Source organism: Aquaspirillum soli, assembly GCF_054781915.1.
Map to the genome: position 1 here is coordinate 1 of NZ_BAAGTM010000019.1, position 26,961 is coordinate 26,961.

The 26,961-nt window shown below is 51.8% G+C and carries 26 protein-coding genes and 1 tRNA gene; 8 read left to right on the forward strand and 19 right to left on the reverse strand.

Annotation, left to right across the window (positions count from 1 at the left end; all coding sequences use genetic code 11):
- On the reverse strand, positions 1 to 589 hold a 589-nt coding region (locus tag ACYVJG_RS11730), incomplete at its 3' end, for a hypothetical protein (protein WP_460431214.1).
- A gap of 139 nt (positions 590 to 728) precedes the next feature.
- Here ACYVJG_RS11730 and ACYVJG_RS11735 point away from each other — a divergent pair.
- The 4 genes from ACYVJG_RS11735 (at position 729) to ACYVJG_RS11750 (ending at position 2,760) form a co-directional block, all read left to right on the forward strand.
- Positions 729 to 1,145 carry a MaoC family dehydratase gene (locus tag ACYVJG_RS11735; RefSeq protein ID WP_022652912.1) on the forward strand — a complete coding sequence of 139 codons (417 nt, stop codon included), beginning with the start codon at positions 729 to 731 and terminating at the stop codon, positions 1,143 to 1,145.
- A gap of 5 nt (positions 1,146 to 1,150) precedes the next feature.
- A complete protein-coding gene (locus tag ACYVJG_RS11740) occupies positions 1,151 to 1,603 on the forward strand; it encodes a GNAT family N-acetyltransferase (RefSeq protein ID WP_460431215.1) in 453 nt (150 codons plus the stop codon).
- Between the two features lie 129 nt (positions 1,604 to 1,732).
- Positions 1,733 to 2,191 (forward strand): helix-turn-helix domain-containing protein, encoded by a 459-nt coding sequence (locus ACYVJG_RS11745; RefSeq protein WP_460431216.1) that lies wholly within the window; start codon positions 1,733 to 1,735, stop codon positions 2,189 to 2,191.
- On the forward strand, positions 2,188 to 2,760 hold the full coding sequence (locus tag ACYVJG_RS11750) for a PIN domain-containing protein (protein ID WP_460431217.1): 573 nt from the start codon (positions 2,188 to 2,190) through the stop codon (positions 2,758 to 2,760). The genes ACYVJG_RS11745 and ACYVJG_RS11750 overlap by 4 nt, the downstream gene beginning before the upstream one ends.
- A 15-nt stretch (positions 2,761 to 2,775) precedes the next feature.
- Here the strand turns inward: ACYVJG_RS11750 and murI are convergent, their stop codons facing one another.
- Positions 2,776 to 3,591 (reverse strand): glutamate racemase, encoded by an 816-nt coding sequence (gene murI, locus ACYVJG_RS11755; RefSeq protein ID WP_460431218.1) that lies wholly within the window; start codon positions 3,589 to 3,591, stop codon positions 2,776 to 2,778.
- 50 nt (positions 3,592 to 3,641) lie between these two features.
- Entirely contained in the window at positions 3,642 to 4,697 is a 1,056-nt protein-coding gene (queG, locus tag ACYVJG_RS11760; RefSeq protein ID WP_460431219.1) for a tRNA epoxyqueuosine(34) reductase QueG, read from the reverse strand.
- Positions 4,698 to 4,733: 36 nt separating this feature from the next.
- Here queG and tsaE point away from each other — a divergent pair, with 36 nt between their 5' ends.
- Together tsaE and ACYVJG_RS11770 are read left to right on the forward strand one after the other, a co-directional pair.
- Positions 4,734 to 5,207 (forward strand): tRNA (adenosine(37)-N6)-threonylcarbamoyltransferase complex ATPase subunit type 1 TsaE, encoded by a 474-nt coding sequence (gene tsaE, locus ACYVJG_RS11765; protein ID WP_460431220.1) that lies wholly within the window; start codon positions 4,734 to 4,736, stop codon positions 5,205 to 5,207.
- Positions 5,183 to 6,565: an N-acetylmuramoyl-L-alanine amidase gene (locus ACYVJG_RS11770; RefSeq protein WP_460431221.1), complete on the forward strand. Its 1,383-nt coding sequence runs from the start codon at positions 5,183 to 5,185 to the stop codon at positions 6,563 to 6,565. The genes tsaE and ACYVJG_RS11770 overlap by 25 nt, the downstream gene beginning before the upstream one ends.
- Here ACYVJG_RS11770 and ACYVJG_RS11775 read toward each other — a convergent pair.
- The 13 genes from ACYVJG_RS11775 to ACYVJG_RS11835 form a co-directional block, all read right to left on the reverse strand.
- Entirely contained in the window at positions 6,562 to 10,407 is a 3,846-nt protein-coding gene (locus ACYVJG_RS11775; protein WP_460431222.1) for a translocation/assembly module TamB domain-containing protein, read from the reverse strand. The two genes, ACYVJG_RS11770 and ACYVJG_RS11775, sit on opposite strands and share 4 nt — an antisense overlap.
- Positions 10,408 to 12,138 carry an autotransporter assembly complex protein TamA gene (locus ACYVJG_RS11780; protein WP_460431249.1) on the reverse strand — a complete coding sequence of 577 codons (1,731 nt, stop codon included), beginning with the start codon at positions 12,136 to 12,138 and terminating at the stop codon, positions 10,408 to 10,410.
- Complete coding sequence (greB, locus tag ACYVJG_RS11785) at positions 12,138 to 12,605, reverse strand: transcription elongation factor GreB (RefSeq protein ID WP_040399031.1); 468 nt, start codon at positions 12,603 to 12,605, stop codon at positions 12,138 to 12,140. The genes ACYVJG_RS11780 and greB overlap by 1 nt, the downstream gene beginning before the upstream one ends.
- Before the next feature lie 80 nt (positions 12,606 to 12,685).
- The gene (gene rluB / locus ACYVJG_RS11790; protein ID WP_460431223.1) at positions 12,686 to 14,089 is read right to left on the reverse strand and encodes a 23S rRNA pseudouridine(2605) synthase RluB; all 1,404 of its coding nucleotides are present in this window, start codon (positions 14,087 to 14,089) and stop codon (positions 12,686 to 12,688) included.
- Positions 14,090 to 14,139: 50 nt separating this feature from the next.
- A complete protein-coding gene (gene scpB, locus ACYVJG_RS11795; RefSeq protein WP_460431224.1) occupies positions 14,140 to 14,730 on the reverse strand; it encodes an SMC-Scp complex subunit ScpB in 591 nt (196 codons plus the stop codon).
- 5 nt (positions 14,731 to 14,735) lie between these two features.
- Entirely contained in the window at positions 14,736 to 15,551 is an 816-nt protein-coding gene (locus tag ACYVJG_RS11800; RefSeq protein WP_460431225.1) for a segregation and condensation protein A, read from the reverse strand.
- Positions 15,548 to 16,747 carry a tryptophan--tRNA ligase gene (locus ACYVJG_RS11805; protein ID WP_460431226.1) on the reverse strand — a complete coding sequence of 400 codons (1,200 nt, stop codon included), beginning with the start codon at positions 16,745 to 16,747 and terminating at the stop codon, positions 15,548 to 15,550. The genes ACYVJG_RS11800 and ACYVJG_RS11805 overlap by 4 nt, the downstream gene beginning before the upstream one ends.
- A gap of 41 nt (positions 16,748 to 16,788) precedes the next feature.
- Positions 16,789 to 17,427, reverse strand: a complete 639-nt coding sequence (locus ACYVJG_RS11810) for a site-2 protease family protein (RefSeq protein WP_460431227.1) — start codon at positions 17,425 to 17,427, stop codon at positions 16,789 to 16,791.
- Positions 17,428 to 17,451: 24 nt separating this feature from the next.
- The gene (locus ACYVJG_RS11815; RefSeq protein ID WP_022652898.1) at positions 17,452 to 18,078 is read right to left on the reverse strand and encodes an L-threonylcarbamoyladenylate synthase; all 627 of its coding nucleotides are present in this window, start codon (positions 18,076 to 18,078) and stop codon (positions 17,452 to 17,454) included.
- A gap of 39 nt (positions 18,079 to 18,117) precedes the next feature.
- Entirely contained in the window at positions 18,118 to 18,978 is an 861-nt protein-coding gene (locus tag ACYVJG_RS11820) for a 3',5'-nucleoside bisphosphate phosphatase (protein ID WP_460431228.1), read from the reverse strand.
- Positions 18,975 to 19,169, reverse strand: coding sequence for an oxidoreductase-like domain-containing protein (locus ACYVJG_RS11825; protein WP_460431229.1), 195 nt, complete (start codon positions 19,167 to 19,169; stop codon positions 18,975 to 18,977). The genes ACYVJG_RS11820 and ACYVJG_RS11825 overlap by 4 nt, the downstream gene beginning before the upstream one ends.
- Positions 19,166 to 19,387 carry an RNA-binding S4 domain-containing protein gene (locus ACYVJG_RS11830; RefSeq protein WP_460431230.1) on the reverse strand — a complete coding sequence of 74 codons (222 nt, stop codon included), beginning with the start codon at positions 19,385 to 19,387 and terminating at the stop codon, positions 19,166 to 19,168. Before ACYVJG_RS11830 ends, ACYVJG_RS11825 begins: the two co-directional genes overlap by 4 nt.
- Before the next feature lie 13 nt (positions 19,388 to 19,400).
- Positions 19,401 to 20,414 carry an asparaginase gene (locus tag ACYVJG_RS11835; protein ID WP_460431231.1) on the reverse strand — a complete coding sequence of 338 codons (1,014 nt, stop codon included), beginning with the start codon at positions 20,412 to 20,414 and terminating at the stop codon, positions 19,401 to 19,403.
- Positions 20,415 to 20,607: 193 nt separating this feature from the next.
- On the opposite strand from ACYVJG_RS11835, the gene ACYVJG_RS11840 reads away from it, so the two are divergent.
- Positions 20,608 to 20,681 (forward strand) — tRNA-Gly (locus ACYVJG_RS11840).
- 44 nt (positions 20,682 to 20,725) lie between these two features.
- Positions 20,726 to 22,891, forward strand: a complete 2,166-nt coding sequence (locus tag ACYVJG_RS11845; protein ID WP_460431232.1) for an AsmA family protein — start codon at positions 20,726 to 20,728, stop codon at positions 22,889 to 22,891.
- Positions 22,892 to 22,980: 89 nt separating this feature from the next.
- On the opposite strand, the gene ACYVJG_RS11850 is transcribed toward ACYVJG_RS11845, so the two are convergent.
- Genes ACYVJG_RS11850 through ACYVJG_RS11860 form a run of 3 tightly spaced genes read right to left on the reverse strand, consistent with a single transcriptional unit; the run spans position 22,981 to position 26,955 of the window.
- Positions 22,981 to 23,571 carry a retron system putative HNH endonuclease gene (locus ACYVJG_RS11850; RefSeq protein WP_460431233.1) on the reverse strand — a complete coding sequence of 197 codons (591 nt, stop codon included), beginning with the start codon at positions 23,569 to 23,571 and terminating at the stop codon, positions 22,981 to 22,983.
- A complete protein-coding gene (locus tag ACYVJG_RS11855; RefSeq protein ID WP_460431234.1) occupies positions 23,564 to 24,934 on the reverse strand; it encodes an AAA family ATPase in 1,371 nt (456 codons plus the stop codon). The genes ACYVJG_RS11850 and ACYVJG_RS11855 overlap by 8 nt, the downstream gene beginning before the upstream one ends.
- A gap of 53 nt (positions 24,935 to 24,987) precedes the next feature.
- Positions 24,988 to 26,955, reverse strand: a complete 1,968-nt coding sequence (locus ACYVJG_RS11860; protein WP_460431235.1) for a cation:proton antiporter domain-containing protein — start codon at positions 26,953 to 26,955, stop codon at positions 24,988 to 24,990.
- Positions 26,956 to 26,961 lie beyond the last annotated feature (6 nt).

Below are 26,961 nucleotides of genomic sequence, written 5' to 3' on the forward strand. Positions count from 1 at the left end.
AACTGCCTGCTCGGAATTCGTATTTTGACAAGCCGTAGGAATCCCACAAGCTCATGTGGATACCCTTGAAGCGAACTTGGCCATTTTTGTAGGTTAACGCACCTTTTTTAAAGGGAATCCAGCCGAGATCGAATTCACCCATGATCGGGTTGCCCGCTTCTGGACCACCCGCGATATACGCCCGTGCCATTTTTTCACCCGTTTGGTACCACTGCCCCAAACGCTGTTCAATTTCAGCAATCTGTTGCAAGCCTTGGGTGTCATGTTGTTGCTGATAGTGACGGCGTAGAATTTCGAGGTCGTGAAAAAACAATTTTTTGGCTGCTGCGGCTTCTTGAAAGCCATCATCTAAATCATCAAGCCCACGGGTGGCAGAAATATCAGTGAGCCACTGTTGCATCTGAACCACCTGCATTTGCATGTCTTTTGCCACCATCGCATTCGGCATACCTTGATTTTTCACCACATCCAGTTCTTGCCGCAGATGTGAAAAAGAGAGGAAAGACACGGCAAATAACAATGCCAGCAACACACCAACGAATGACACAATCAGAAAGATTTTGTGGGCAACTTTGATACGGTGCAGCATAGGTGGCTCCAAAGCAATGGCAGTGGTGGTTAAGACAATGTGCTGATTTTAACAGAGTCTTAAATTGCCTTTCTGCAATAACTGGCACAGAATCTAGCACTGCACCAATTTGATTAACATGTTTTGCACAGGATACAAAATGACTTGTTACTTTGAAGATCTCAGTATTGGCCAAAGCGCAGAATACGCAAAAACCATTACCGAAGCCGATGTGCTGTTGTTCGTTGCAGTGTCGGGTGATGACAACCCTGTTCACATCAATGCCGAATACGCAGAAACCACCATGTTCAAAGGTCGTATCGCTCACGGCATGTTGTCGGCAGGTTTTATCTCCACCGTGTTAGGCACCCGTCTGCCCGGCCCCGGCACCATCTACCTCGGTCAAAACCTGAAATTCAAAGCTCCTGTTCGTATCGGTGATACCGTGACAGCAAAAGTGACCGTGACGGCACTGGATCCTGCGAAAAAACGTGTCACCCTCTCTACCGTGTGCACCGTCAAAGGCAATGTGGTTATCGACGGTGAAGCGGTTGTGATGGCACCAAGCAAAGGTTAATCACGATGGCGAGTTCTGCACACATCATCGCGATTACCGATGGACAAGGGCAGATTCTCGAACCGCTGTGGCTAGAACGTGCTGCAGCGGTCCATCGCCAACTGCGCCCGATGTTGCCAGAAGCCTATGCCGAAAAAATGCAAAGGGTGTTTGCTGGTGGGGCAAGAATGGTGGTGGCGGTACAAGATGAAGTGGTCGTAGGCTTGGCTTTGTACCGTTTATACGAGAATACCTATGAGAATTTACGGTTGTATGTCGATGATCTGGTCACCGACGAGACCGCCCGTTCGCAGGGAATTGGCAGTCTGTTGTTAAATTGGTGCGAAACCCACGCGAAAGCACAAGGTGCAGAATGGTCGGTACTCGACTCTGGCACTTGGCGCACCGATGCCCACCGCCTTTACTTCCGTCACGGCTTTGTCATCAGTTCGTTTCACTTCACGCGCAAGCTGTCTTAGTCTTGCCCGAGATGTCCCAGCGGGCATCACATCGTTTTTTGATGTGGTTCCCCCGCCATAAGCTTTTCGTTTATTTCGTTTATCGTTTACCATGGATAGCTAAGCAATCGCATTTCCAAGGAAAAAACGATGAAAACTCTTTTGTCTCCATTACCGACAGCAGAGGAGGTCGCTCTTGCCCGTGAGAGTGGCCGCGCACTTTCAGCTTATCTGCATGTTGGTTCAAACACACAACAAATCGATATTTTTGATGATCAAGGGGCACCACATCCAGTCTGCATCCCAAGGTCAGCTTTGCGTCTACTGGTGGATGTGCTCACTGAAATTGGGGAAGGTAACGCAGTCAGTATTATCCCTGTTCACGCAGAACTCACGACCCAAGAAGCCGCTGATGTGCTGAATGTGTCTCGGCCACACTTGATTAAACTGCTGGAAAATAAAGAAATTCCCTTCCATAAAACGGGTACTCACCGGCGGGTACGTTATCAAGATGTGATTGCATATAAAGAGCGGATCGATGCCGAGCGCCGTAAAGTACTTGATACGTTGACGGAACAAGCACAAATGCTGGGAATGGGGTACGAATGAGTTCCCATCTAACAGTCGTTTATGATGCCTGTGTTCTCTATCCAGCCCCACTGCGAGATTTGCTCATGAGGTTGGCTTTAACCGACCGTTTCCGTGCCCGCTGGTCAAACACCATCCATGATGAATGGATCCGGAATTTGCTCAAACAACGCCCTGAAATTAGTCCGGCTACCTTAGAAAAAACCCGTCAATTGATGAATGCCAACGTTAGGGATAGTTTAGTTGAGGGATTTGAGCATCTGATTCCTGCTATTCAGTTACCCGATCCAGATGACCGACATGTCGTAGCGGCAGCAATACACAGTGGCGCAGAAACCATCGTGACGTTTAATTTAAAAGATTTCCCAGCCACAGCGCTAGAACGCTACAACCTAGATGCCCAGCATCCGGATGACTTTATCGTTGATTTATTTGATTTACATCCAGCTTCAGTGCTACAAGCCCTAGCTGAACAACGAGCAGCATTAAAGAACCCACCCAAGACTGCAGATGAGCTGCTCGAAATTTTGTTGAAACAGGGCTTAACTCAGACAGTGGCACTTCTCAAAGATTGGAAGATGGCCTTTTAAGAGGCTTAACTGGGTTCAATTCCCCAGCCGCACCATTTCAAGTTGTCGAATTGAACGACCTAAAAAGCGTTCGCCGATGCTTTGAAAGCGTAAGGGAATGTCTGTCACATAATAGTGATAGTTCGGCATCTCTCGCTGGGGATTCAGCAAACCAAGTTCGCTCAAGCGGCGGGCGGTGGCTTCGGCAGTGGTGACAGCAGAATCCACAATCGTCATCTCATCACCACACACTTGCTGCAACAACGGTTTAATCAGAGGATAGTGCGTACACCCCAACACCAGCGTATCGACATCCTCGACTAAGACAGACTTCAAATATTCTTCCGCAGTCAACCGCGTTACCGGATGATCTAACCATCCTTCTTCCACCAACGGTACAAACAAAGGACAGGCTTGCGAATACACACGCACGTCAGGATCAAGATGATGAATAGCGCGTGCATAGGCGTTACTGTTCACCGTTGTCGGCGTTGCAATCACCCCAATCGCACCGGAATGGGTCACCCGCGCTGCCGCACGGGCGCCAGCATCAATCACATCCAGCACAGGCACCTCACCTGCCACCTGTTTTACCACCTCAACCGCCACCGCTGCCATCGTATTGCACGCAATAATCAAGGCTTTGACTTCACGCTGTAGCAAAAACTCGGCAATTTGACGGGTAAAATCTTCAATCGTGGCGACAGACTTCACCCCGTACGGCACCCGAGCACTGTCACCAAAATAGACAATATCTTCAAACGGCAATCGGTCCATCAGTGCGCGAACCACGGTCAGTCCGCCAATCCCAGAATCAAAAACGCCTATTGGCCGCCGGTCGGCTGTGCTCATTCCGTCTTACTCACTTTCAAAAAACAAATGGCTGTTTGAGGTGCGAGGCATCATACCACGCCATGTTGTGCCAACGCCCACCCGACATGCTCCCGCACTAACTCGGAGGCATCCGCCGCCCGCTGCTGTAAAGCCTGAATCACATCGGGCTGAGTGAGTGCATTCCCCAAAGCAACGGCAATATTACGCGACCATTGTTCAAAACCGATCCGGTAAATGGCGCTGCCTGCCATTCTTTGGGCAAACTCGGCTTCAGTCCAATGGAAAAGTTCAACCAGCGTTAATTGATCGAGCTGGTGACGCGTTGCAAAATCAGTGAGGGGGCTCAGTTGGGCAAAGCGATTCCACGGGCACACCAACTGGCAATCATCACAGCCATAAATGCGATTCCCCAATAAAGGGCGCAGCTTGTCTGGGATTGGGCCACGGTGTTCAATCGTTAGATAAGACACACACAGCCGAGCATCGACCTTATACGGCTCTACAATTGCCCCCGTCGGACAGGCATCTAAACAACGACGACAACGCCCACAGTGCGCCGGCACGGGTTCCGTTGTCGGCAAGGGCAAATCTGTCACTATCTCACCCAGAAAGAAAAACGACCCCTCACGGCCATCCAGCAATAAAGTGTGTTTACCGCGCCAGCCAAGCCCCCCCGCCTGTGCTAATTCAACCTCCATCAGCGGCGCACTGTCAGTGAAGACACGATAACCAAATGGCCCAAGATAGTCTGTCATCTGGGTTGCCAATTTTTGTAAGCGTTGCCGCAACACTTTGTGATAATCGCGTCCTAAGGCATAACGAGAAATATACCCTTGCTGAGATTGGGCAAGGGCTTGTTGTGCTTCGGCAGGCGAATGAGGCAAATAAGGCATCCGCAGAGACAAAATACTGACCGCGCCCTCGACCAATAACGTAGGGTCGGCGCGTAAATGGGCATGATGTTGTAAATATCCCATCTCACCATGACAGCCCTCAGCCAGCCATGCTTGCAAACGGGCAACCGCTGCAGGTGAGATATGAGCTGCACTGACCGACAATCCAGAAAACCCTAGCGCATCGGCCCAGACTTTGATTTGCTCAAGAAATCCGCGATAATCAACCACTTGCGGCACCGCTATTTGATAAATTCTTTACCATTTATGACCTATTCTTTTGACAGCCTGACGATTGATTTACCCGATGAAGAGGCTACATTGGCCGCAGGCCACGCACTGGCACAGTGTTTGCGGCCCGGTATGACCGTCTATCTACAAGGTGACTTGGGCGCAGGGAAAACCACCCTCAGCCGTGGTTTGCTACGGGGATTGGGTCATCAAGGCCGAGTAAAAAGCCCAACTTACACCCTCGTTGAGCCCTATTCTTTGGCAAAAGCAGAAGTGTATCATTTCGACCTCTATCGTTTTGCCGACCCCGATGAGTGGTTTGAAGCGGGGTTTGATGAATATTTTCATCCACAATCGTTGGTCTTGATTGAATGGCCCGACAAGGCCGCTGGTTTAACCCCACCACCCGATCTGACGCTGGCGCTTGCAGTCCACAATCATGGTCGGGTGTTGCAGCTTTTTTCTCATACAGATACGGGACGCATATGTCTGAACACGCTATCGATCTAAACCGCCGCCGTTTGTTACAAGCGGGTGCAGCTGGTTTATTGCTCACCGTATCGCGAGTGGGTTTTGCGGCGGCCAGTGAGATTATTGCGGTACGAACATGGCCTTCCGACACCTATACTCGCGTCACCCTCGAAGCCTCCAATTCCCTCAAGTTCAAGTATTTCACCATTAAAGACCCCGAACGGCTGGTCGTGGATGTGGAAGGGGTGCAGTTAAACGCGATGTTGCGGGCACTCAATGGGCAAGTGGTGGATGATCCTTTTATCCGCGCTGCACGGGCAGGTCAATTTACACCAACCACCGTCCGCATCGTGCTCGACCTCAAAAATGAAGTCAGTCCACAGGTCTTTACACTACCGCCGGTGGCTGAATATCGACATCGACTGGTGATCGATCTCTACCCGACCCACAGCGATGACCCGTTGCTGGCACTCCTCAACGAATTCAACAAAGGTGACTTAGACAAAGACGATAAGAGCGCACAAAGTCAGGCTGACAAGCATCAGAAAAAAGCGGAACGTGATAGTAAAAGCGATAAGTCTGACCAAACAGAACCAGACAAGACAGCGAAAACAGATAAAAACGATAAGCCGCGTCGGGACAGCAAACGCGATCAAGACGATGATGACAAACCGAGTAAAAATAACAGCCGTGGAACACGCCCTTTTACCGTTATGATCGACCCCGGTCACGGTGGAGAAGATCCGGGTGCGATTGGGCCATCCGGAACGCGAGAAAAAGATGTGGTCTTGGCGATTTCGCGTTTGTTGAAAAAACGCATTGATGCCATGCCGGGTATGCGTGCCTATCTCACCCGCGATGCAGATATCTTCATTCCTCTTGGGGTTCGCGTGGCGAAAGCGCGACAAGTCCGCGCTGATTTATTTATTTCGGTCCATGCTGATGCTTTTATTCAACCAAGTGCACGCGGCTCATCTGTCTTTACCTTGTCCGAGAAAGGTGCCACCAGTACCGCTGCCAAATGGTTGGCACAAACACAGAACGATGCCGATTTGGTGGGTGGGGTGAAAATCAACACCAAAGATAAATATCTGGCACACACGCTGTTAGACCTGACACAAACCGCAACCATCAATGACAGCGTGCGTTTAGCTAACTCGGTGTTAAAACAACTCGGGGGCATCAACCGCTTACACAAAAATCAGGTCGAACAAGCAGGATTCGCGGTGCTAAAAGCCCCTGATATTCCTTCGATTTTGGTTGAAACTGCGTTTATCAGTAATCCAGACGAAGAAGCTAAACTGGTCAACCGCGCCCATCAAGAGCGTATTGCCGATGCCATGCTACAAGGCATTAAGTCCTATACCAATCGCGGCCCGATTGTCGCGCGCAGTTAGGGTCGAGCAGGTGGTCGATCAAATGGCAGGGAATAGAAAATATCAACTGCATTTTCCGACCCCGTGCGGCCAACCAACGACCAATGCTTCGACAATCGGTAGCTCATTAACATCAGCTGTGTGGTGCCGGACAAACTTTGTTGATAGCTAATTGAGAGCGCATCGGATAAACGCTTACCAACCGAGAGCAGCTGTTGTTGTGGGCTTTGTGCTTGAGTGCCTTTGACTTGCCGAATCGACAATTCATCTAAACCCAAGGTATCAGCAATACGTTGTTGCACAGAAACCGCATCGCGATCTGACAGCAGCGCACTGCCGGCGGCAAGTAATAGCCCAACATCGCCACTACTGCCACCGGCAAAACTATCTCGTCCCAAAATCAACCACGACAGCTTTTGTGCATCGGGCACCGTAGGCTCTGATACCAAACGCGCTTTTGGTTGCAATGCCGAGCCAGTGATAGCCACCCCAGCCTCCACAGCCAAGCCACGGCGCATAGCGACAATATCCAGCGCCGGATTATCCGCCAATCCTTGGAACGTGACTTCACCGCGCTCAATGGCTAATTCCTGCCCATAAGCAGTAAATTTACCGCGATCGACTCGAATGACGCCGCTTAGCTGTGGCGCTTGCTTGGGGGGCGCTTTTAATAACAATTCACCAGATAACCACGCATCCACGCCACGCCCCCGCACGCGCAACGCTTCCTCCGGTAGGCTGATTGTTAACTGCACTTGTAACGGCAACGCGGCCGGCGGCGCAGGCAAGGGACGGGGGTGCCCTTTCACCACTACATCAGAGGCCAATTGTGGCGCATCCCCCTCTGGCACATCCATCATCCCCCGTACCACCACCAATTTCCCCAACAACTGAATCCCCGAAGCATCCACTGTTGCCTGTGTTTGTCCAGAGACCACCAGTTCACGCGAGGGGGTTTGGCGTAGCAATAACTGGTCTAACACCAACTCAGCCCGACCACGGACGGGAGAGGTCAGGAGATCAAATTGACCATTTTGCAAACGCAAACTGCCTTGTTGACCTTGAAAACTCAGGGTATCAATTTGCAAGCGGCTATCACGCATTTGGGCGCGGAGCTGACCCTGTTGCCACGCAATCCCATATTGCTCGGCTTGTATCGCCAAACGATCACCAGACAGTTGACCTTGCCACAACGGGCGTTGCCAGCTGCCTGTCAACGTCAAAGCCGCAGCGAATTGACCGCTCGCTTTTCCTTGCGGCCATAGTGCATGGCTAATCGGCGCTAAATCTGCCAATTGCCATTGCACTTGGCCTTGTAAGGGGCTGTCTGGGCGAAGCTGTCCTTGTCGCAACGGCAGTTGCACCGATGCGGTCAATTGTCCGGCAACGCTTTGCCAGTGTGTCCGCAAGGTGAGTTGTTGTTGGGCAAACACCGCTTGTAATGTCGCTTGTCGCAGTTGTAATGGCAAAGGCTGACTGGCGGTGTGTTGGGGAATAACAGTCATGTCACCCTGTTCTCGCTGCAAATTCACCTGCCCCTGCCATTCCCCTGCTTGATGTTGCACATTCCATTCCGCAGCCAGTTGTAGCTGACTTTCTAGATGCCAATCAGGTTGTTGTAGCCACGTTGCCGGTAGCCACAAGGTCGGCACCACCCCTTTTGCCCAGCCTCGGCTTTGCCATGCTTGTGGTCGCCATTGCAGCTGCTGTAGGGCAATTTCACCTTGTGCCAGCTTAAAACGTGCGTTTTCTAACGAAATTGCCGAGGGGGACACCATCAATGCCGTCGGTGCCATTAACGTGACGGAATAGGCACCCGCTTGTTGTTGCCATTGCTGCCATGTACCACGCCACGTCACATCATGCTCTTGAAATCCACCCTGCCACCGCAGTTGATTTTGTACTGCTTGCCCAGCGACGTCAGCGGTCATCTGTAACTGCAGCTGATGGTGTTGGCGTTGCCCCTGCCCTTGTAACGACAGCTGAGATACCGCTATGTTTTGACGGGGTAGACGCAATTGGCGCAGAGCCAAATTGATTTTAAATGGGCTGGCAGCGGCCAATTGCAGCTCACCACGCCCTTCAGCCTCTGCCAAACTCAACCATTGTGGCCATACCACTTGTTTGGCCTGTAATTCAAACTGGACTTCTGGTGCCGTAAAACGGCCGGCGAATTGTGCTTTAGCCTGTACCTGCCCGCTGAAATCGCCCCCCAACTGCGCCAAGTTAGGTGCGTGAATTTGTGCCGTCAACCGATCACCCACCTGCCCAAAGGCACCGGCTAGCGACAGCTGATTACTGCCCAAACGCAGCGATAACTGTGGCACTTGTAAGCGTTCGGCTTGCCACTGCAACTTGCCTTCACCTTGCAAGGGCTGTTGTTGCAGTTGACTCGGCAACATGACAAATTGCAGTTTGCCCAACCATTCGGCGTGCCATTGCCCTTCGGCGGTAAACGATAAGCCCAGTTTGCCCTGCGGCCAATCCGGATGATAGTGCGCTGGATTCAAGCCTTGCAGTTCACCGGTCAGTGATAGTTTCGCCGGCTGTTGTCTCGTGGCGGCTTGCCACGCCCCAGCGGCCTGTAATGAACCAGCCCCATCTTGCAACCGCAATTGCGACAGTTTGACCGCATGTAAAGCCAAGGTGCCACGCGGATCACCGACCAACTCGGCCGCCACGGTCAGACGACGTTGTTGTTCAGTGATATTCGCCTGTAATAGCAGTGCTTGCCACGGGCCAGCCAGTTGCCAATCCAATACCGGTTGTAGCGGTGGTAATTCAGGGGCCAACTGAGCGAGTTGTAAGGGTTGCGTGGTCTGTAACTGTGCTTGCAAGTGCTCAGCACTGACTTCCATTGCGGCCTGTAACTGCCCACCGAGGGTATCAATCTCTAAGTGGTCAACGATCAGTTTTGGTTCGCGCCATTGCCATTTCGCCACCACCTGACGAACAGGGAAGCCATTTCCCCATTTCGCAGGTTGTTGATTGTCTAACCAAAATTCGCCTTGCATCGCCTGTTGGTCACCCTGTGCCCGAAATTCGGCTTGCCATTGTCCGGCCGGTAAAGTGGGCAACCACTGTTGTGGATTAAACTGCCGCACATGACCTTGTAACCAAGCGATTTTTTGCCACGGTGTTGCTGCAAAAGGAAAGGCAGTGAGTTGAAGATGGCTATTGAAATCGGTGGCGTGGCGCGCCTGCAAAGTCACACCAAGACGTGCTAACTGACCACGCAATGCAAGCGTGCCGTGGGCAGTGGCTTGTCCTGCTTGAAAATCGATATCAGCTTGTAGTGGAAATGGCGCTTTGCCATCAAGGCGCATACGGCCTTGGGCCTGTGCAAGAAGCAGCGGACTATCGAGTTGTTGCAGTTGTAATTGATGTTGCCGGCCATCGCTGTCAAAACGTAACGCCACTTGCTGCATAAACAGCGTCTGTTCTGAGCCCCATAACAGCGCCCCCAGTTCAAAACGATCCACAGCCACCGCTAACGGCAGTTGTAAATCTGCTGGGACTTGTAGCGGAGAATCATCTCCTTGGCTGGTAATATGAAGCTGCCCAAGTTGGAACTGCCGCCAATGCAGTTGACCTTGCCATAAGGCGGGGAAGTTCCAATCCCAGCGCAGTTGAGACAAGCGCACTTGCATAGTCGGCAACGTCAGGACAATGCCCTGCGCCTGCCATTTTTGGGTCACAATGCCTTGACTATCGGCGATGGCAACAACGCCTTGCCCCCAATGATTGAGCTGATCGACCGCCCACCGGCTGCCCCCCTCGCTGCTCAATAAGCCCAATAGCCATAACAGGCCAGCAAGCACAAGCAAGAAAACAGCACTTCCCCATCGCAGCAAGCGTCGCACTTACCACCCCATATTCAAAGCAAAATGCAAGCGCCAGCGTTGCGTCGCTTCACCATAGGCCACATCAAAAGCCAACGGCCCAACTGGGCTGGCCCAACGCGCCCCCACACCATAGCCGCGTTTCAAGTTCAAGGCGGGCCAATGACTGGTGGCATCACCTACGTCAATAAAAACGGCACTGCCCCATTGGGGGGTCATTGGGTAAACATATTCCGCACTGGCTGCCATCATCACCCGTCCACCTAACACACTTTGTCCTTGCCGCACACCTAGGCTTTCAAAGTCATAGCCACGGACAGTTTGACTGCCACCGGTACGAAACAATAAATCGGTGGGAACGTCCGCCCCTTGTTCTGCCCACACTTGCCCCGCCTCGGCGCGCAATAATAGATAGCCCCAACGGCGTTCCGGCAGAGGGAGATAGCGAACCCCTCGGGCATAACCGCGCACCATTGAGGTATCAGACAATGCCCCACGCACCGCCCCCCCGAGTTCAAATTGCCACGCATAACCACGTTGCGGATTCAGGGCAGGCGTCAGTTGCCGTTGGCTCCACACATAGTTAGCCCACAACACTTGCGTCCGCCGAACGGGTGCAGCTGCCGGTTCGGCCCGTTCCCGTTGGTATTGCAACGCCAGCGTGGTGTCAATTTGCTGACGTTGTCGGCTGCGGCTGAGAGAAATTTTGTCACGTTGCAATGGCAGGTTTTCTAAATCTTGTCGCTCTTCCACAAAGCCAAAGCGATGGCGATAACCTTTTTCATCGACAGGCAGCCGTACACCCAATTCAAGCTGCTGTTGTTTCTGTTCCCATTTCAACCCCGCCTCGGCCATCCAGCCCCACCCGAAAAGGTTATGATGACGGTAGTTCATTTCGCTGCGGTAGCCGGTGTTACTGCTATAGCCTGCCCCCAAGGCAAAACGCTGTTGTGGCCCTTCTTCGACCGCCACACGAACCGGAATCTGTTGGGCCTGCGCCAAACTGACATCACTATCGACAAACACCCGAGCAAAATAGGGCGTACTTTGCAAAGCCGTTTGAAAATCTAACAGACTATCTTGCCGATAATCGTCGCCGACCTGAAATGGGGCAAGGTGGCGAATCACGGTATCGGGATAGCGTTGTAACCCGTCAATACTGATAGCCCCTAAGCGATAGGGGGCACCACTGTCATAGCGCAGCACCAATTTGGCTTGCGCGGTTTCAGGATCCACCTCTGCTTGGCTAAACGCCAGTGTTGCCGCAGGATAGCGGTCAATTAACAGCTGTTGCAGCCCCTTTTTTTTCGCCTCTGCCCACAATGCACTGGTAAAAGGCAGCCCGCGTTCCAATCCCATTGCTAGACGCATTTGCCGCCGCCGTGCGGCATAGTCATCGCGTTGTGCAATCTCACCTTCGAGCTGAAATTGCACTTCGCCGATGGTCGTTTGTGGGCCTAATTCAACGATAAAACGGGGTGGGTGGCTGGTATCGTCCAAACGGACAACCGAGGAAAAATAGCCTTCGCTGGCTAATAGATCATGGATATGTTGCGGTGTCTGTTGTAACAAGCGCTGCCACTGCGCCTCACTGACGCGGTCATCACCGCGCCAGCGCATCACTTCCAGATGTTTTTCTAACAGGCTACGCAATGAATCATCGGCAAGTTGGATAACCAGCTGCGGCGCCGCCAATGCTGACGCACACAGCAGCCATCCCCCCATCACGCCGAGCACCCCGCGCCAGCGCATCACGGTAATTTCCGGTACTGCACATCGAGGATTTCAATGTCCTCAAACCCAGCAGGGGTACGCAAACGCACCACATCGCCTTCTCGCGCCTTGAGTAAGGTGCGCGCAATCGGTGAAATCCAACTCACCCGCCCTTGGCTGAGATCCACTTCGTCAATCCCAACAATCGACAGCGTTTGTTCTTCACCACTTTGCCGCCATACCGTTACCGTCGCGCCGAAAAAGACCTGATCGGTGGCTTCGCGGGTTTCTGGATCAACCACTTCGGCGATTTCCAACCGCTTGGTCAAAAACCGAATGCGGCGATCAATTTCACGCAATCGCCGCTTACCATACAGATAGTCGCCATTTTCTGAGCGGTCACCGTTTCCTGCGGCCCAACTCACCACATTCACCACTTCGGGCCGTTCTTTATGCACCAGCTGGTACAGCTCATCTTTCATGCGCTGCCAACCAGCTGGCGTCATATAGTTACGGCCGGTTGGCAATTGCTTCAGTTCTTGTTCATCTGCCTCATCATCGGCAGCAAAATCATGACCTGACATACTCACTCACGTGCTAAACCGTTCACATCCAAGCCAGCCCATTTCATCACCTGTGCCGCTTCGCTGGCGTTCAGCTCATAAAACTGGCCGCGTTTTAAGCGGGGTGGCAAAGTCAACGCACCAAAGCGCACCCGAATCAAGCGGCTCACCGTCAAACCAACAGCCTCAAACAAGCGCCGCACTTCGCGATTCCGACCTTCACGAATAATCACTCGATACCAGTGGTTGGCACCTTCGCCGCCTTGGTCAATCAAACGGTCAAATTTTGCCGTCCCATCTTCCAACTCGATCCCAGCCAGTAACGATTTTTTTAACTCATCGGTCAACTCGCCCAACACTCGCACAGCGTACTCGCGCTCGACCTCAAAACTTGGGTGCATCATCCGATTGGCCAATTCGCCGCTGGTAGTCATCACCAACAAACCACTGGTATTCAAATCCAAACGCCCCACCGCCACCCAACGGCTGGAATGGGCTTGCGGCAGACGGTCAAACACAGTGACTCGACCTTCTGGATCATCGCGGGTTACCAACTCACCTTCTTGTTTGTGATAAATCACAATCCGTGGCAAACGATCAGGCCAACGGATAAACACAGGTTTACCGTCTAAACGCACTTTATCATCTGGTGAAACACGGTCACCCAGCTGTGCAGGACGATGGTTAATGGTGACACGGCCAGCCTGAATCAATTCTTCCATCGCACGGCGTGAACCCAAACCAGCCAAAGCCATCGCTTTTTGCAAACGCATCGCTGGCAAATCCTCTGGTTTTACCCGCAGATCTTTTAAGCGTTCAATGCGTAACTGCTCTTTGTGCGAAGGCGCACGCAATGCCAGTTTTTTCGCCCGTTGTACCGCGACATACGACCCTTCGGCAGGTCGGCTGCTCGCTTGGTTTGGACGGGGGCCAGCTTCAGGATGACGCGAGAAAGCAGGCTTAGCCGGTGCTGCGTTGCGTTCTTGCCGTTCTTGATAATCTGGGGCGGGACGTGGCCGTGTTTCACCATCCGCCGAACGGGTTTTAGCAGGATACGGACGGCCACGACCACCAGCAAATGGTTTGCTGCCGCCGTTTTGCGGTGGTTTATTGCCAGTGGCATTACGATCACGGAAGCCGGTGCTGGCAAACGGTGCTTCTTGACCATCACGATTGGCTTGACGGCGTTGTTCGTTTGGTTTGCGATCACGGAAACCCGTGCTGGCAAACGGTGCTTCTTGACCATCGCGATTGGCTTGACGACGGGGTTCGCTTGGTTTGCGATCACGGTAACCGGCGCCTTCTGCGTCCGGCGCAGCGGAGGCAGTACGGCGACCTTGAGGGGTATTTTGTTGGCGGAAGGCGTTGTTGCCTTGACGCGGCGATTGGGCGGCATCACGCGCCCGATGGCGTGGAGTTTTAGACATAGAAAAACACTTTATTGTGATTCGTACTGTGCGGACGCACAGCACTGCTTTTAGTTGGTGGAAGATTCTGGGGTTGCAACCACAGAATCCAGATCAGGCAAATCGGGCACAATTAAGTGACCCAAATCGGTAAGAGGTGGTAAATCGCGCAAACTGGCGAGGCTTAAATCATCTAAAAATTTGCGGGTGGTGGCATACAAGCCGGGGCGACCCGGTACCTCTTTATGGCCAATGACTTCAATCCAGCCACGTTCACTGAGGGTTTGCATCACATGACTTGATACACTCACCCCGCGAATCGCTTCGATATCCCCACGGGTCACCGGTTGACGATAGGCGATAATGGCCAAGGTTTCCATCACTGCCCGTGAATAACGTGGCGGGCGGCTTGGGTGGAGGCGATCAAGATAGGGCTTAAATTCAGCGCGGGCACGAAAACGCCAACCCGATGCCAGTTTTACCAATTCCACCCCACGCGCCTGCCAATCGGCTTGGATATCTTGCAGCAGTTCATTTAACAGCGCGGTCGAAATCGGCTCATTGAATAATTTTTTTAAATCACCCACCGAAATTGGTTCGGTACTGACCAATAAGGCCGTTTCCACCACGGTTTTCAAGTGGTTCAAATCCGTGTTTTCCATCGGTCTCACTGTCCATCAATCTCTAATTCGCCCTGACAAAAGGACGCGTTCAGTTGCAACCAAATAGGTGCAAACGGTGCTTCTTGGGCAATCCGTAACAAACCTTCTTTTGCCAATTCTAAAATGGCGATAAAACACACCACGATATGCGCCACCCCAGCCAACGGCGGAAAAACAGCCGTCCACTCAAGAAAAGGCTGTTGTTGCAGTCGGCGCAAAATATCGCTCATTTGTTCACGCACCGACAATTCATCTTGTTGCACTTGATGATGACGGTGATGGCGGGCGCGCGATAATAACGCTAACCACGCCTGCTGCAAATCAATCGCTGAAACATCAGGAAGAATGTGTGCCGTATTTGGCTCAACCCATACCGATAACCAAGTGAAATCACGCTCGGCTTGTGGCCGACGGTCGAGGGCTTGGGCGGCCAATTTCATCTGTTCATATTCCAACAACCGCCGCACCAATTCGGCACGCGGGTCTTCCGTTGGATCGTCTTCAGTGGCATGAATGGGCCGTGGCAACAACAGGCGCGATTTAATTTCAATCAGCGTCGCCGCCATCAACAGATATTCCGCCGCCAATTCTAACCGTGCCGCCTGCATGGTGTTGATGTAATTGAGGTACTGCGTGGTTACCGCAGTCATCGGAATATCTAACACATTCAAGTTTTGTCGCCGAATTAAATACAGCAACAAATCCAGCGGCCCTTCAAACCGTTCTAAAAACACCCGCAGGGCATCAGGCGGAATAAACAAATCCTGCGGGGCTTCAAAAACTGGCTCACCAAATACATGGGCGAGAGGGACTGCGCTCAATAGCCTAAACCCATGGCTTCGCGCACATCACGCATGGTGTCTTGTGCAATTTTACGCGCCCGCTCACAACCATCAGCGACAATCGCTTTGACTAAGGTTGGGTCATCTAAATAACGCTGCGCCCGTTCAAACATCGGTTTTTGCTCTTCCAACACCGCATCAATCAGCGGCTGTTTACATTCCAAACAGCCAATGCCAGCGCTCTTACAGCCGGCTTCGGCCCATTCATGGGTATCGCGGTCGGTATAGACCTGATGTAATTGCCAAACCGGACATTTCTCGGGGTTACCCGGATCGGTGCGGCGGACTCGTGCTGGGTCGGTTGGCATACCACGAATTTTACGCGACACCGAATCCGGTTCTTCGCGCAAGAAAATGCCGTTACCGTAGCTTTTCGACATCTTTTGACCATCTAAACCCGGCATCCGACTGGCTTCAGTTAACAAGGCTTGTGGTTCAACCAAAATCACTTTGCCTTTATTTTCCAAATAACCAAACAAGCGTTCACGGTCGCCATGACTGATATTTTGTGCATCGGCCAACAACGCCCGCGCTGCTTCTAACGCCTCGTCATCACCTTCTTGCAGATAGCGTGTGCGCAATTCTTGATAGAGGCGGCCTTTTTTATTGCCCATTTTTTTGATCGCGGCACAGGCTTTATCCTCAAACCCCGCCTCACGGCCATACATATGATTAAAACGGCGCGCCACTTCACGGGTGATTTCAATATGAGGAATTTGGTCTTCGCCCACCGGCACATACAAGGCGCGATAGATCAAAATATCCGCCGATTGCATCAGGGGATAGCCAAGGAAACCGTAGGTGCCGAGGTCTTTATGCGCCAATTTTTCAATTTGGTCTTTATAGGTTGGCACCCGCTCTAACCACGATAAAGGCGTAATCATCGACAACAGCAGATGCAACTCCGCATGTTCAGGCACACGGCTTTGGATAAATAATGTCGATTGAGACGGGTCTACCCCCGCTGCCAACCAGTCGATCACCATGTCCCATGTGCTTTTTTCAATGATGGAAGGGTCGTCATAGCTGGTGGTTAACGCATGCCAGTCAGCCACAAAGAAAAAGCACTCGTGTTCGCTTTGCAATTTCACCCAGTTTTTCAAAGCGCCGTGATAGTGGCCAAGATGCAGGCTACCCGTAGGGCGCATACCAGAGAGAACGCGATTGAGATACATGGAAATCGTCTTTCAGTTAAAAACACACAAGTTGAAACAGATTAAATAAAGAAGCGGAACAAACCATACAAAGCCGCCATAAACGGACGCATAATCACGCTCAACAAGCCGGTCGCCAGCAAGCCAAGCAAAATCCACATGCCGTAGGGTTCAAGGCGAGAAAACTGCCACGCTTGTCGATTGGGCAACAGACTCATCACAATGCGACCGCCATCCAGCGGCGGCAACGGCAACAAGTTGAGCACCATCAGCGACAAGTTAATCATCATACCAGCCTGCCCCATCAACGCCATAGGCTGGCTATACATGCCGTCCATCGCCAAACCCAACTTTAAGACGATTAACCAGCCAATCGCCATCAAAAAGTTAGCCGCTGGGCCGGCGGCAGCCACCCACAACATATCTTTTTTGGGTTGGCGTAGCTTGCCAAAATCCACCGGCACCGGCTTGGCCCAGCCAAAAATAAAGCCGCCCAACATCACCGCCAATAATGGGACAACAACCGTCCCGATCATTTCAATATGTTTTAACGGATTGAGGGTCATCCGCCCCAACATAAACGCCGTGTTATCGCCAAAGTGACGAGCGGCATAAGCATGGGCAGCTTCGTGTACGGTGATGGCTAATAACACCGGCAAAGCATAGACGCTGATTTTTTGAATCAGGTTTAATTCTTCCATAGAGGGACTCTTTATGGTTGCAATTTAGGCAAAGCCAAATAAGCTGGTATCCCCAGCCCCCTGCCGTATTAACACCGGAACATCGTCGGTTAAATCAATCACCGTTGTCGGGTCAATACCGCAATATCCCCCTTCGATAATCGCATCAACCTGATGTTCCAACTGTTCACGAATTTCCCACGCATCCGCCATCGGCATGGTTTCTCCGGGCAGCAATAAGGTACATGACAACAAGGGTTCTCCCAGCTCGGCCAACAAGGCTTGTGCCACCGTATGTTCAGGCACCCGCAGGCCAATCGTGGCACGTTTGGGATGTAAGGTGCGCCGTGGCACTTCCTTACTGGCTTGTAAGATAAACGTATAAGGGCCCGGCAAGGCAGCTTTGAGCTGACGGAATTGCACATTGTCCACTTTGGCATAGCTGCCTAATTCAGATAAATCACGGCAAACCAAAGTAAAGTGATGGCGAAGATCCAACTGGCGAATGGCCATAATGCGTTCCATCGCCTGTTTATCGCCTAAATGACAGCCGAGGGCATAACACGAGTCGGTTGGATAAACAATCACACCACCTTGTTGGACGATTTTCACTGCTTCACGGAGCAAGCGTTGTTGTGGATTATCGGGGTGAATCGAGAAAAATTGCGCCATAATTTGCTAAAAAACCTATCAAAATACACCATAAAAAACTTATACCGCTTCGAGTGCCACCTGTGCGCCAGCAAACCGCGAACACACAGACACCACATCAGCGGGCAATGGTTGTGTCCAACCAATATCACGCCCACCTTCGCCCGGCCCATGAAAATCGCTGCCAGCACTGGCTAACAGTTCATACTGACGGGCATAACGCGCAAACAATCGGTTATCGTCCTCGCTATGGCTACCGCTGACCACTTCAATTGCCTCGCCACCATACGAGATAAACTCTTGCAGCAATTCACTCATTAACTGCTTACCAATCGGGTAACGGCCCGGATGCGCCAATACCGCTACACCACCAGCGGCACGAATCCATGCCACGGCATCAGCCAGTTGTGCCCATTCATGTTTGACGTAACCGGGTTTACCTTCAACCAAATACTTGCGAAACACCGCCGCCACATCTTTACACACCCCAGTTGCCACCAGATGACGAGCAATATGTGTACGGCCAATCATGTCTAAATTCGCGCAGTGGGTTTTTGCACCGTCAAAAGCCCCCACAATTCCCACTCGTTCCAAGTCCGCCGCCATCTGCCGCGCCCGTTCAATCCGCCCTTGGCGAATCGACAACAAGCCGGCCTGCAACTCAGGATGGGTTTCATCAATTCCCAAGCCGACAATATGCAGCGTCCGTTTGCGCCATGTCACCGATATTTCCACACCAGCAAGAAAATACAAGCCATGCTGTTGTGCCACCTGCCGCGCCACTGCAATCCCTTGTGTGCAATCATGATCGGTGAGTGCCAATACCCGACAACCACGCTCGGCGGCCCGTACCATCAACACGTCGGGAGCCAAGGCACCATCAGAGGCAGTGGAATGGCAATGCAAATCCAAGGCCATCATGAGTGTGTTTCCTGCGTTTTGTGTTGTCGTTGCTGCCACGCGGCGTGTAGCTGTCGCCATTGCGCCAGCTCGACGTAGTACATATCCATAATGCAAGGGTCACAGCCGCTTTGACAGCACGCGCCGTCTGGTGGCATCTCGGGAGCAATCGGTTCGGGATCCTCAGCAAGCGGGAACGGCGTTGACATCATGCCCCCCGCCCTTTGACCACCACGGTAAAACCAGGGCCAGTCACCTGTTGATCGGGGCGGATTTTGCAGGTTTTACGCAATTCCTGCACCCCATTGACGGCGACAACACCGGAGGCAACCAACGCTTTGCCAGCGCCACCGCTATCCACCACACCGGCCACTTTGAGCAAGTCGCACAGGGCGATGTATTCGTTATGAATTTCAACAATCTCTGTCATGTTACCCAGTCTTTCAATTTAATAAGGCCAAGCCGGGCGCACCTTCACCAGCCCAATCACTAATCCAATGCACCCGCCGTTGTTCGGGGGTGTAATCCGCCGATAGCAAAATCTGTAACTTGGTTTGCGCGGCTTCTGGCGTCAATTCACCACCAGACCACACGCCAATCGCAGCCAAAGCACTGCCGGTTGCGTAGGCATTCATATCCACCGAGCCATTCCACACCTGCGAGACATTGACCACCACCGTTCCCCGCTCAATCGCCCGTGCCAGCGCGGCCAACAGGCGAGGATCATCTGGCGTATTGCCACTGCCATACGACAACAACACCAAGCCATCCAATTTACTGCGTTCGACCATCTCGGCCAGACAAGCCACCGTCGCGCCGGGGCTCATCATCACCATCGCAACCCGCAGGTTAGGATTAAAAGGACGTAAACTAAATGGCACCGTGTCCACACGCCACAAGGCAGCATGCCACAATACCTCGGGCTCGAATTCAGCTAAGGGTGCTAAACCGGGTGTGGCAAACGCATCCAACGCGACACTTTCATGTTTCCGTACACGGCAAGCACGCCATAAACGACGACCAAACGCTACGGTCACTTCGGTTAGGTGCATAAAACACGCGGCGGCCAGTGCATCAGCGACATTGTCGGGGGCATCGCTGCCAACAATGGAAAAGGGTTTTTGTGCCCCTGTTAACACAATTGGCTTCCCAAAACCGGGCAGTAAAAATGCCAATGCCGAAGCCGTCCATGCCAAGGTGTCGGTGCCATGCAGGACAACAAAACCATCAAACTCATCACGCAACGCAGCCAACCGACAAGCGATACGTTCCCAATTAGCCGGCGTTGCCGCCGCAGAATCGATCAGGGGAGAAAAAGCCTCAAACGCACATTCAACATGGGGTGGGGCTAAACGGGCAACACGTTCGGCAATTCCTTCTAATGCAGGCACCAGTCCATTTGGGCTGGCGCGCATGCCTAACGTTCCACCAGTATAAAACACGGCAATTCGGCGCATGCGATTTCCTCTTTTCTTAAAAGCAAGCTGTCTGACAGCAAGGCCATCATTGTGCATGGCTCAAGCACAATTGTGCAGGGGCGAGATAGCAGAAAGTACAACGGCAAGTGTGTCGTTGCCTGCGGAAAGCGACAAAAGAAGATTGCCAAAAGGCACAGAAGCTGTTTTAATCACAGCCCGTTGGATTTGCTTTGCGGGTGTAGCTCAATGGTAGAGCAGAAGCTTCCCAAGCTTACGACGAGGGTTCGATTCCCTTCACCCGCTCCACAACAGCACCGTCCGTCTCAACTCCCCTGTTCACGGCCAATCTGATGAAGCTGAACTCAGGCCGCTTATGGCTGAAAGCCATCGTTTTTTCTCTCATCGCCTTTCTCTCTGTTTGGCTTGGCCTGACTGCCATGGTGCATTGGCAATTTAATGCCGAACAAGTACGACAAGATATCGAGTCAGCACTGTCTGATCGCGAACGCAGTATTAGCGTACAAGGCAAAATCAGTGCTCAAGCTTGGCCACGGCCGGGTGTGTATATCGAGAAAGTGTTTATTAGCGAAGCGAATAGCCCAGATCGATTCGCCAGCTTATCAGATATTGAATTGGGGTTTGATTGGTGGGCCTTGTTATTAAGCGGTGAAAAAGTCGTCACCCATCTTGCTGCCCGCGATATCGAAGCCAATCTCTACCGCAATGATACAGGTCGTTTGAATATTGCTGACTTGCTGCAAACAGCCAGCCAAAGTGATGTGAAAATTGACTTAGATGATGTTGAGCTACGCGATATGACCTTACATATCAGCGATGCCAACCAGCCCTATCGCCTCCGCCTTGAACAAACTCGCTTTAGCCTAAACGGTTTACATCAACAAGCAGAACTCAATGTTGAAGCTATTGTTCACGAAGGTGAACGAGCCTTGAGCTTGCAATTAAGAGGGCCGGTGGTGGTTGAGGGCGAGCAACTCACAACCTCTGGCATGACCTTGCTATTAAATGGCGAAGCCGCCGGTGTGCGCGGTCTACACTTTGAAGCCAGCGGCGCAGCACGCTTTAATGTCGCCAGCAGCCGCCTCGAAGCGCAAATGCTGCATGTTGATTTACGCGCAACGGAGCCTTTGCTTAACTTCACCGCTGATATTCCCAGTTTAACCAGCATGGCACAGCGGCTAGAAGCCCCACGGATGATGGTGGAGGGGCAACTCAACCTGCCCGGTTCGCGCTATGCCTTTGATGGCGAGATTCAAGCGGTGTCGGTGGGCAGTGATGATGGGCGCGCACGGCGGATTGAAGGCCGTTTAGAATGGCGCTTTGGTCAACATCGCTTAAATGCGGCGATAGATACCCCGCTGCATTTTAATGCTATCGATGATATTCACCTCGCCCCACTTCGTTTGTCTACCCGCCTCAATTCACCTCACCTACCACGGCGTGAAATGCGCTCAGCGTTGATCGGGGAAATGCGTGTTGACCTTAAAAACCATCTGCTCAGTGGAACTTTTGACGGCACATTAGACGGCGAGAAATTGCGGATTCAAGGCAAACAGCAAGGGTTTAGCGAACCCAAACACAATCTCTCGCTCTCATTAGCTCGCCTCGACCTCAACCGCTACCTTCCCCGCGCCCAAGCTCAACAGGCAAAAGCCTTATTAGATTCGAAGCAAAAACTTGGCTTAGATTGGCTTGGCCCTTTGGCAGTAGAAGGTGATTTTGAAATTGGCGAGTTGTCTGCAGGCCGTTTTGCCATGCACAACGTCGGTTTCCATCTCAGTGCTAAACCAGACCGCCTCGCCCTCGAAGGCCTCAAAGCCGACATCTACGAAGGGCAATTGTCTGGCTCGTTCCAAATGGAAAATCCCGAACAACCGATTATTCGGATTGACCAACGCCTCAGTCGCATGAATCTCCATCCCTTGTTAAAAGATGTCTTCGATTTTGGTCGCTTAGAAGGTTTTGGTGATGGGCGGGTACAAATTCGAGCACAGGGAAAAAGCTTTGATGAACTGCGTAAAACCCTGAATGGTTCGTTGGCACTGAGTCTGAATAAAGGAGCCCTGACGGGCATTGATTTGGTCGCCGCTTTGCGTAATCTGCCAGCAGAATTGGAAAGTTGGTCATTACGCCCAATGACCCCAGACGGCAGTAAAAAAACCGAGTTCCAACGGCTAAATGCCAGCTTCCGCTTTGATAATGGCATCGCACGCAATCAAGACCTGCGCTTAAATTCAAGCTTATTGAATTTATCGGGCAGTGGTAAATTTGATTTGGTAGATAACATTATCGACTATGCCCTCGAAGCCAGCGTCAACCCCACCGCTATTGCCTCAGTCAAAACGCTCTCAGTTCCGTTAAAAATCACTGGCGCGATTGCAACGCCCACCTATGCTTTGGATTTCAACCGCTTGGTGAAAGAAAAGAAAACCGAAACGGAAAAACAAGAAGCGCTCAAAGAACAACTCACCCAACCACTACGGGCATTAGGCCGGTAACACCCTTTCTGCACCAAAAAAACAAAAACCCGCTAAAAGCCGCAGTCAACAGTGTTTAGCGGGTTTTTGAATTCTCCGTTCTTAAACTTTCAAAAAGCGGTAACCAGAATATGCCGATATGGTGCGCTTTTGAGAAATTCCGAAAAATCAGCCGGTGACTGCTGCATGACAGTAATCGCGTTCGCAAGCCAGCGCTTGCGCTCATCGACAAGGTTGGAATCCCTGTTGAGACCTAGCATGTCACGAGTCTGGGTAACAGCGTGGTGGCGTTGACGAGTTAGATCGGGTAATGGCTCGATTGTCCCATCAGTGGAAAGCGCCCATTCAGCATTACAACCGAGGCTGGGCTCAATAGGTAACAGGCCATTTTTCTTTTTTTGCCCGCAGGTTTTCTGGTTGATACAGCTGTGGGCATAGTTGTGGTACTCGAAACATAGGTCTGGCCTAGCATTCACACCTGCTTTGGGTTTGATGTGGTCAATCTGGCCTTCGGTCGGCTGTAGCAACTTTTCGCAATAGGCACACAACCCACCCTGATCGACATTCAAGTCAGCTTTTACCGCTTGTTTGACGGGTCTGAAAGCAGGACTGTCAAAGTCAGCAGCGCCTAGCACGGGATGGGTGGCGACAAAATCCGTCAGCGTCGGCGTTGGTGTGCTACGGTGTTGCAGTTCAACCATGCTCAGCCGCCTTATTCGACTTGCGTGCTGCAAGAAAACGCCAAGTCACCAAGTCACTTTCGTGGAATTGGTAGCCAACCTTTTCCAGTACACCACGCAGTTGCTGTGCGTCAGCACCATCTTCCCTACCTGCTCGCACCAATTGCTCGTAACGACGGATGTCATCCTGCAGAGGCAACTCGGGCTCTCGGTGCGTCCCCATGACTTTGGCTAGAGCATCACCAGACTCGTGTGCCAGAGGGCTGAAATCCGGCGTTTTAGCTTCGAAGCCAGTTTCTGTGGGTTGGAGAATCCGGATATTGTCGCGGCTGACCGTGGTGAGTACCTGAGGGCTGTGAGTAGTGACAATGAACTGCATCATCGGAAACGCACGGGTAAGATTTTGCAGTACCACTTGCTGCCATTCCGGATGCAAATGCATATCCACTTCATCAATCAACACAATGCCCGGCGTCTGTACGGCTGCTTGTGCACCCAACTGTCCATTCAGCTTGGTAGCACGAAACGCAATATCTGCCACCATACCAATCATATTGCGAATACCGTCACTGAGTAGCCCAACAGGCAGTTCACCATGTTGCTCGTGATGTGCGACTAATGTATCGAGTTTGAAGCTGTATTCGAGGTTTTTCCAAGCGGCAGGTTTTAGACAAGTATCAACAGCTGATATCACCGAAGCGATATAGCCAGCAAATTCTTCATACGCTGCCGTGTGAGCTTGTTCTTTCAGTTGCAAATCTTTGGCGTTGAGATTCCAGTATCGAAACCAAGCAGCGAAAGTTTTATAACTGGATGCTGGGTCAAGGCAGTCAACATAGCCAATGGTGCGCGAGGTTCTCTCAAGTTTATTGTTGACGGTAAGTTTTTTTTGCTGCCACAGGCGCCCTGTGCCGTAGTACGCAATCAGAGGCAACAACACATCATTGCCTCGTGTACGCACTGCCTCTTGCATACGCTTACCGTAGTCGATGAGCGCTTTGGCATCCTTAATGGTGGTTTTAGCTTTGGTGGGACTGGTGAGTGCACGCCGCCATGTCGAAGAGACATGATTATCGCCCTGTCTATCAGGAATAAAACCGATAGCCTCCAAGGAAACACCCTTGGGTGCGTATTCCATTTCGTTGGTCGCAGTTTGCCGAATTTGAGTCAAGCGGATATCACTGGATTCGAAATGCTTGCCGACTGCCTCATCAAATGCGCCAATATAGGGACCAAAAGCAACGGCAATAGCATCAAGAATCGACGTTTTCCCTGCTCCATTGGCAGCAACCAGTACCGTCAACTGGGGGTGAAATTCAATGTCAATCGATTCGAAACAACGGTAATCGCGCAGTCTCAATTTCTGGAGATTCAGATAGGGCATAGCGCCTCCGCACGTTTAGGAACAAGGCTGACAAAAAACAATCACACCTCCCTCTACCCCTCCAACAACAACGCTTCAGCAGCGGCGAGTTGGTCGGGGGGGCCGAGGAGGACGACGACATCATCGGCTTGCAGCTCAAAATCAGCTGGGGGGTGGTTATAACGCTGCTGTCGCCGTTTCACGGTTCTGATTTCAACATCAAGACCAGATTGATATAAGGTTTGTAATGTCTTTCCGACAGCAGACGCAGCCGGCGTGAGCAAAATCGCGCCTAAACGCGGTTGCTTATTGTCGTCTAACGCCAAACTGTCATCCGTCACCCCCCGGAAAAAGCCACGGAACAAGTTATAACGCTCTTCGCGCACACTACGAATTCGCCGCAATACCCGATTTAATGGCACACCCATTGCCATCAGTGCTTGAGAGCCCAGCATCAAGCTCCCCTCCATCACCTCAGCCACCACCTCATCAGCCCCCGCTTGGCGCAAGACATCCATATCGCTATCGTCAATCGTCCTCACCACCACCGGCAAATCGGGCCGTACGGCTTGCACCACATTCAGAATCCGAATACTAGAGTGAGTATCGGCATACGTAATCACTAACACCTTGGCACGCATCAAACCCGCTGCCAACAACACCTCTTTCTTCGCCGCATCACCAAACACCACCGCATCACCAGCAGCAGCCGCTTCTTTCACCCGACTGGGATCTAAATCCAATGCAAAAAAAGGAATGTCCTCACGCTCTAAAAAACGGGCCAAGGCTTGGCCACTGCGACCATAGCCGCAAATGATGACATGCTCATCACGCATCATGCTCGACACCAAAATATGGTGTAGATCGGCTGCCTGCATCACCCAATCACTGCGAATAAGACGACGCACAATTCGGTCAGATTGTTGAATTAAAAATGGGGAAGCCAACATCGACAAAGTCACCGCAGCAATCGCAGCCTGTTCAATTTCACGGGGCAATAGACTCAGGTTACCGGCCAAAGCCAACAACACAAAACCGAACTCGCCACCTTGCGCCAAGGCCAAGGCGGTGCGAAGGGTGTCACCGGCTTTGTAACGTGCCATCCGTCCAATGATATAGACCAGCAGTGCCTTACCAGGAATCAGCCACAACAACAAAGCAGCCACCCACCAAAACTGATCTAACAACACCGACAGCTCAAGGCGCATACCGATGGTGATAAAGAAAAAACCTAATAAAATGTCACGAAAGGGTTTGATGTCTTCTTCAACTTGATAACGGTATTCCGTCTCGGCAATCAACATCCCTGCCACAAACGCACCTAAGGCCAGCGATAACCCAGACAACTCGGTCAACCACGCTATGCCTAACGTCACTAACAACACGTTGATCATGAACAATTCGCTGGAGCGTTGTCGCGCCACCATGTGAAACCAAGGCCGTACTACGCGCTGCCCCACTGCAAATAACAGCGCCATCACCACCATCACTTTTAACAGCGCCAGCCCCAAATCCATCCACAGGGTTTCACTGTTACCAGCAAAGGCAGGTAGCAAAATCAACAGCGGCACCACCGCTAAATCCTGAAACAACAGCACACCAATCGACATCTGGCCATGTGGGGCATTTAATTCCAGTCGTTCGGTGAGCAATTTCGACACAATCGCCGTTGACGACAGCGCAGCAACTGCACCCAAAGCAAATCCGGTCAAAGGAGAAAAGCCCAACAACCATGCAAGGGCCAATGTGGCAAATAAAGTCACCCCAACTTGGGCAATGCCTAAACCAAATACCAAATGCCGCATCGCACGCAGCTTGGGCAAACTGAATTCTAGCCCGATGGTAAACATCAAAAAGACAATACCAATTTCGCCCAGAAATTCGGTATCAGCCCCCTCGTCAATCAACCGCAAGCCACCGGGCCCTACAATCAAGCCAACCAACAGATAGCCCAACATCGCAGGGATCCGTATGGCACGGCAAACTGTAATCACCAATACTGCCGCTAAGAGCGTGATGACAACTGGAGCAAGAGAATGCATGAAGTA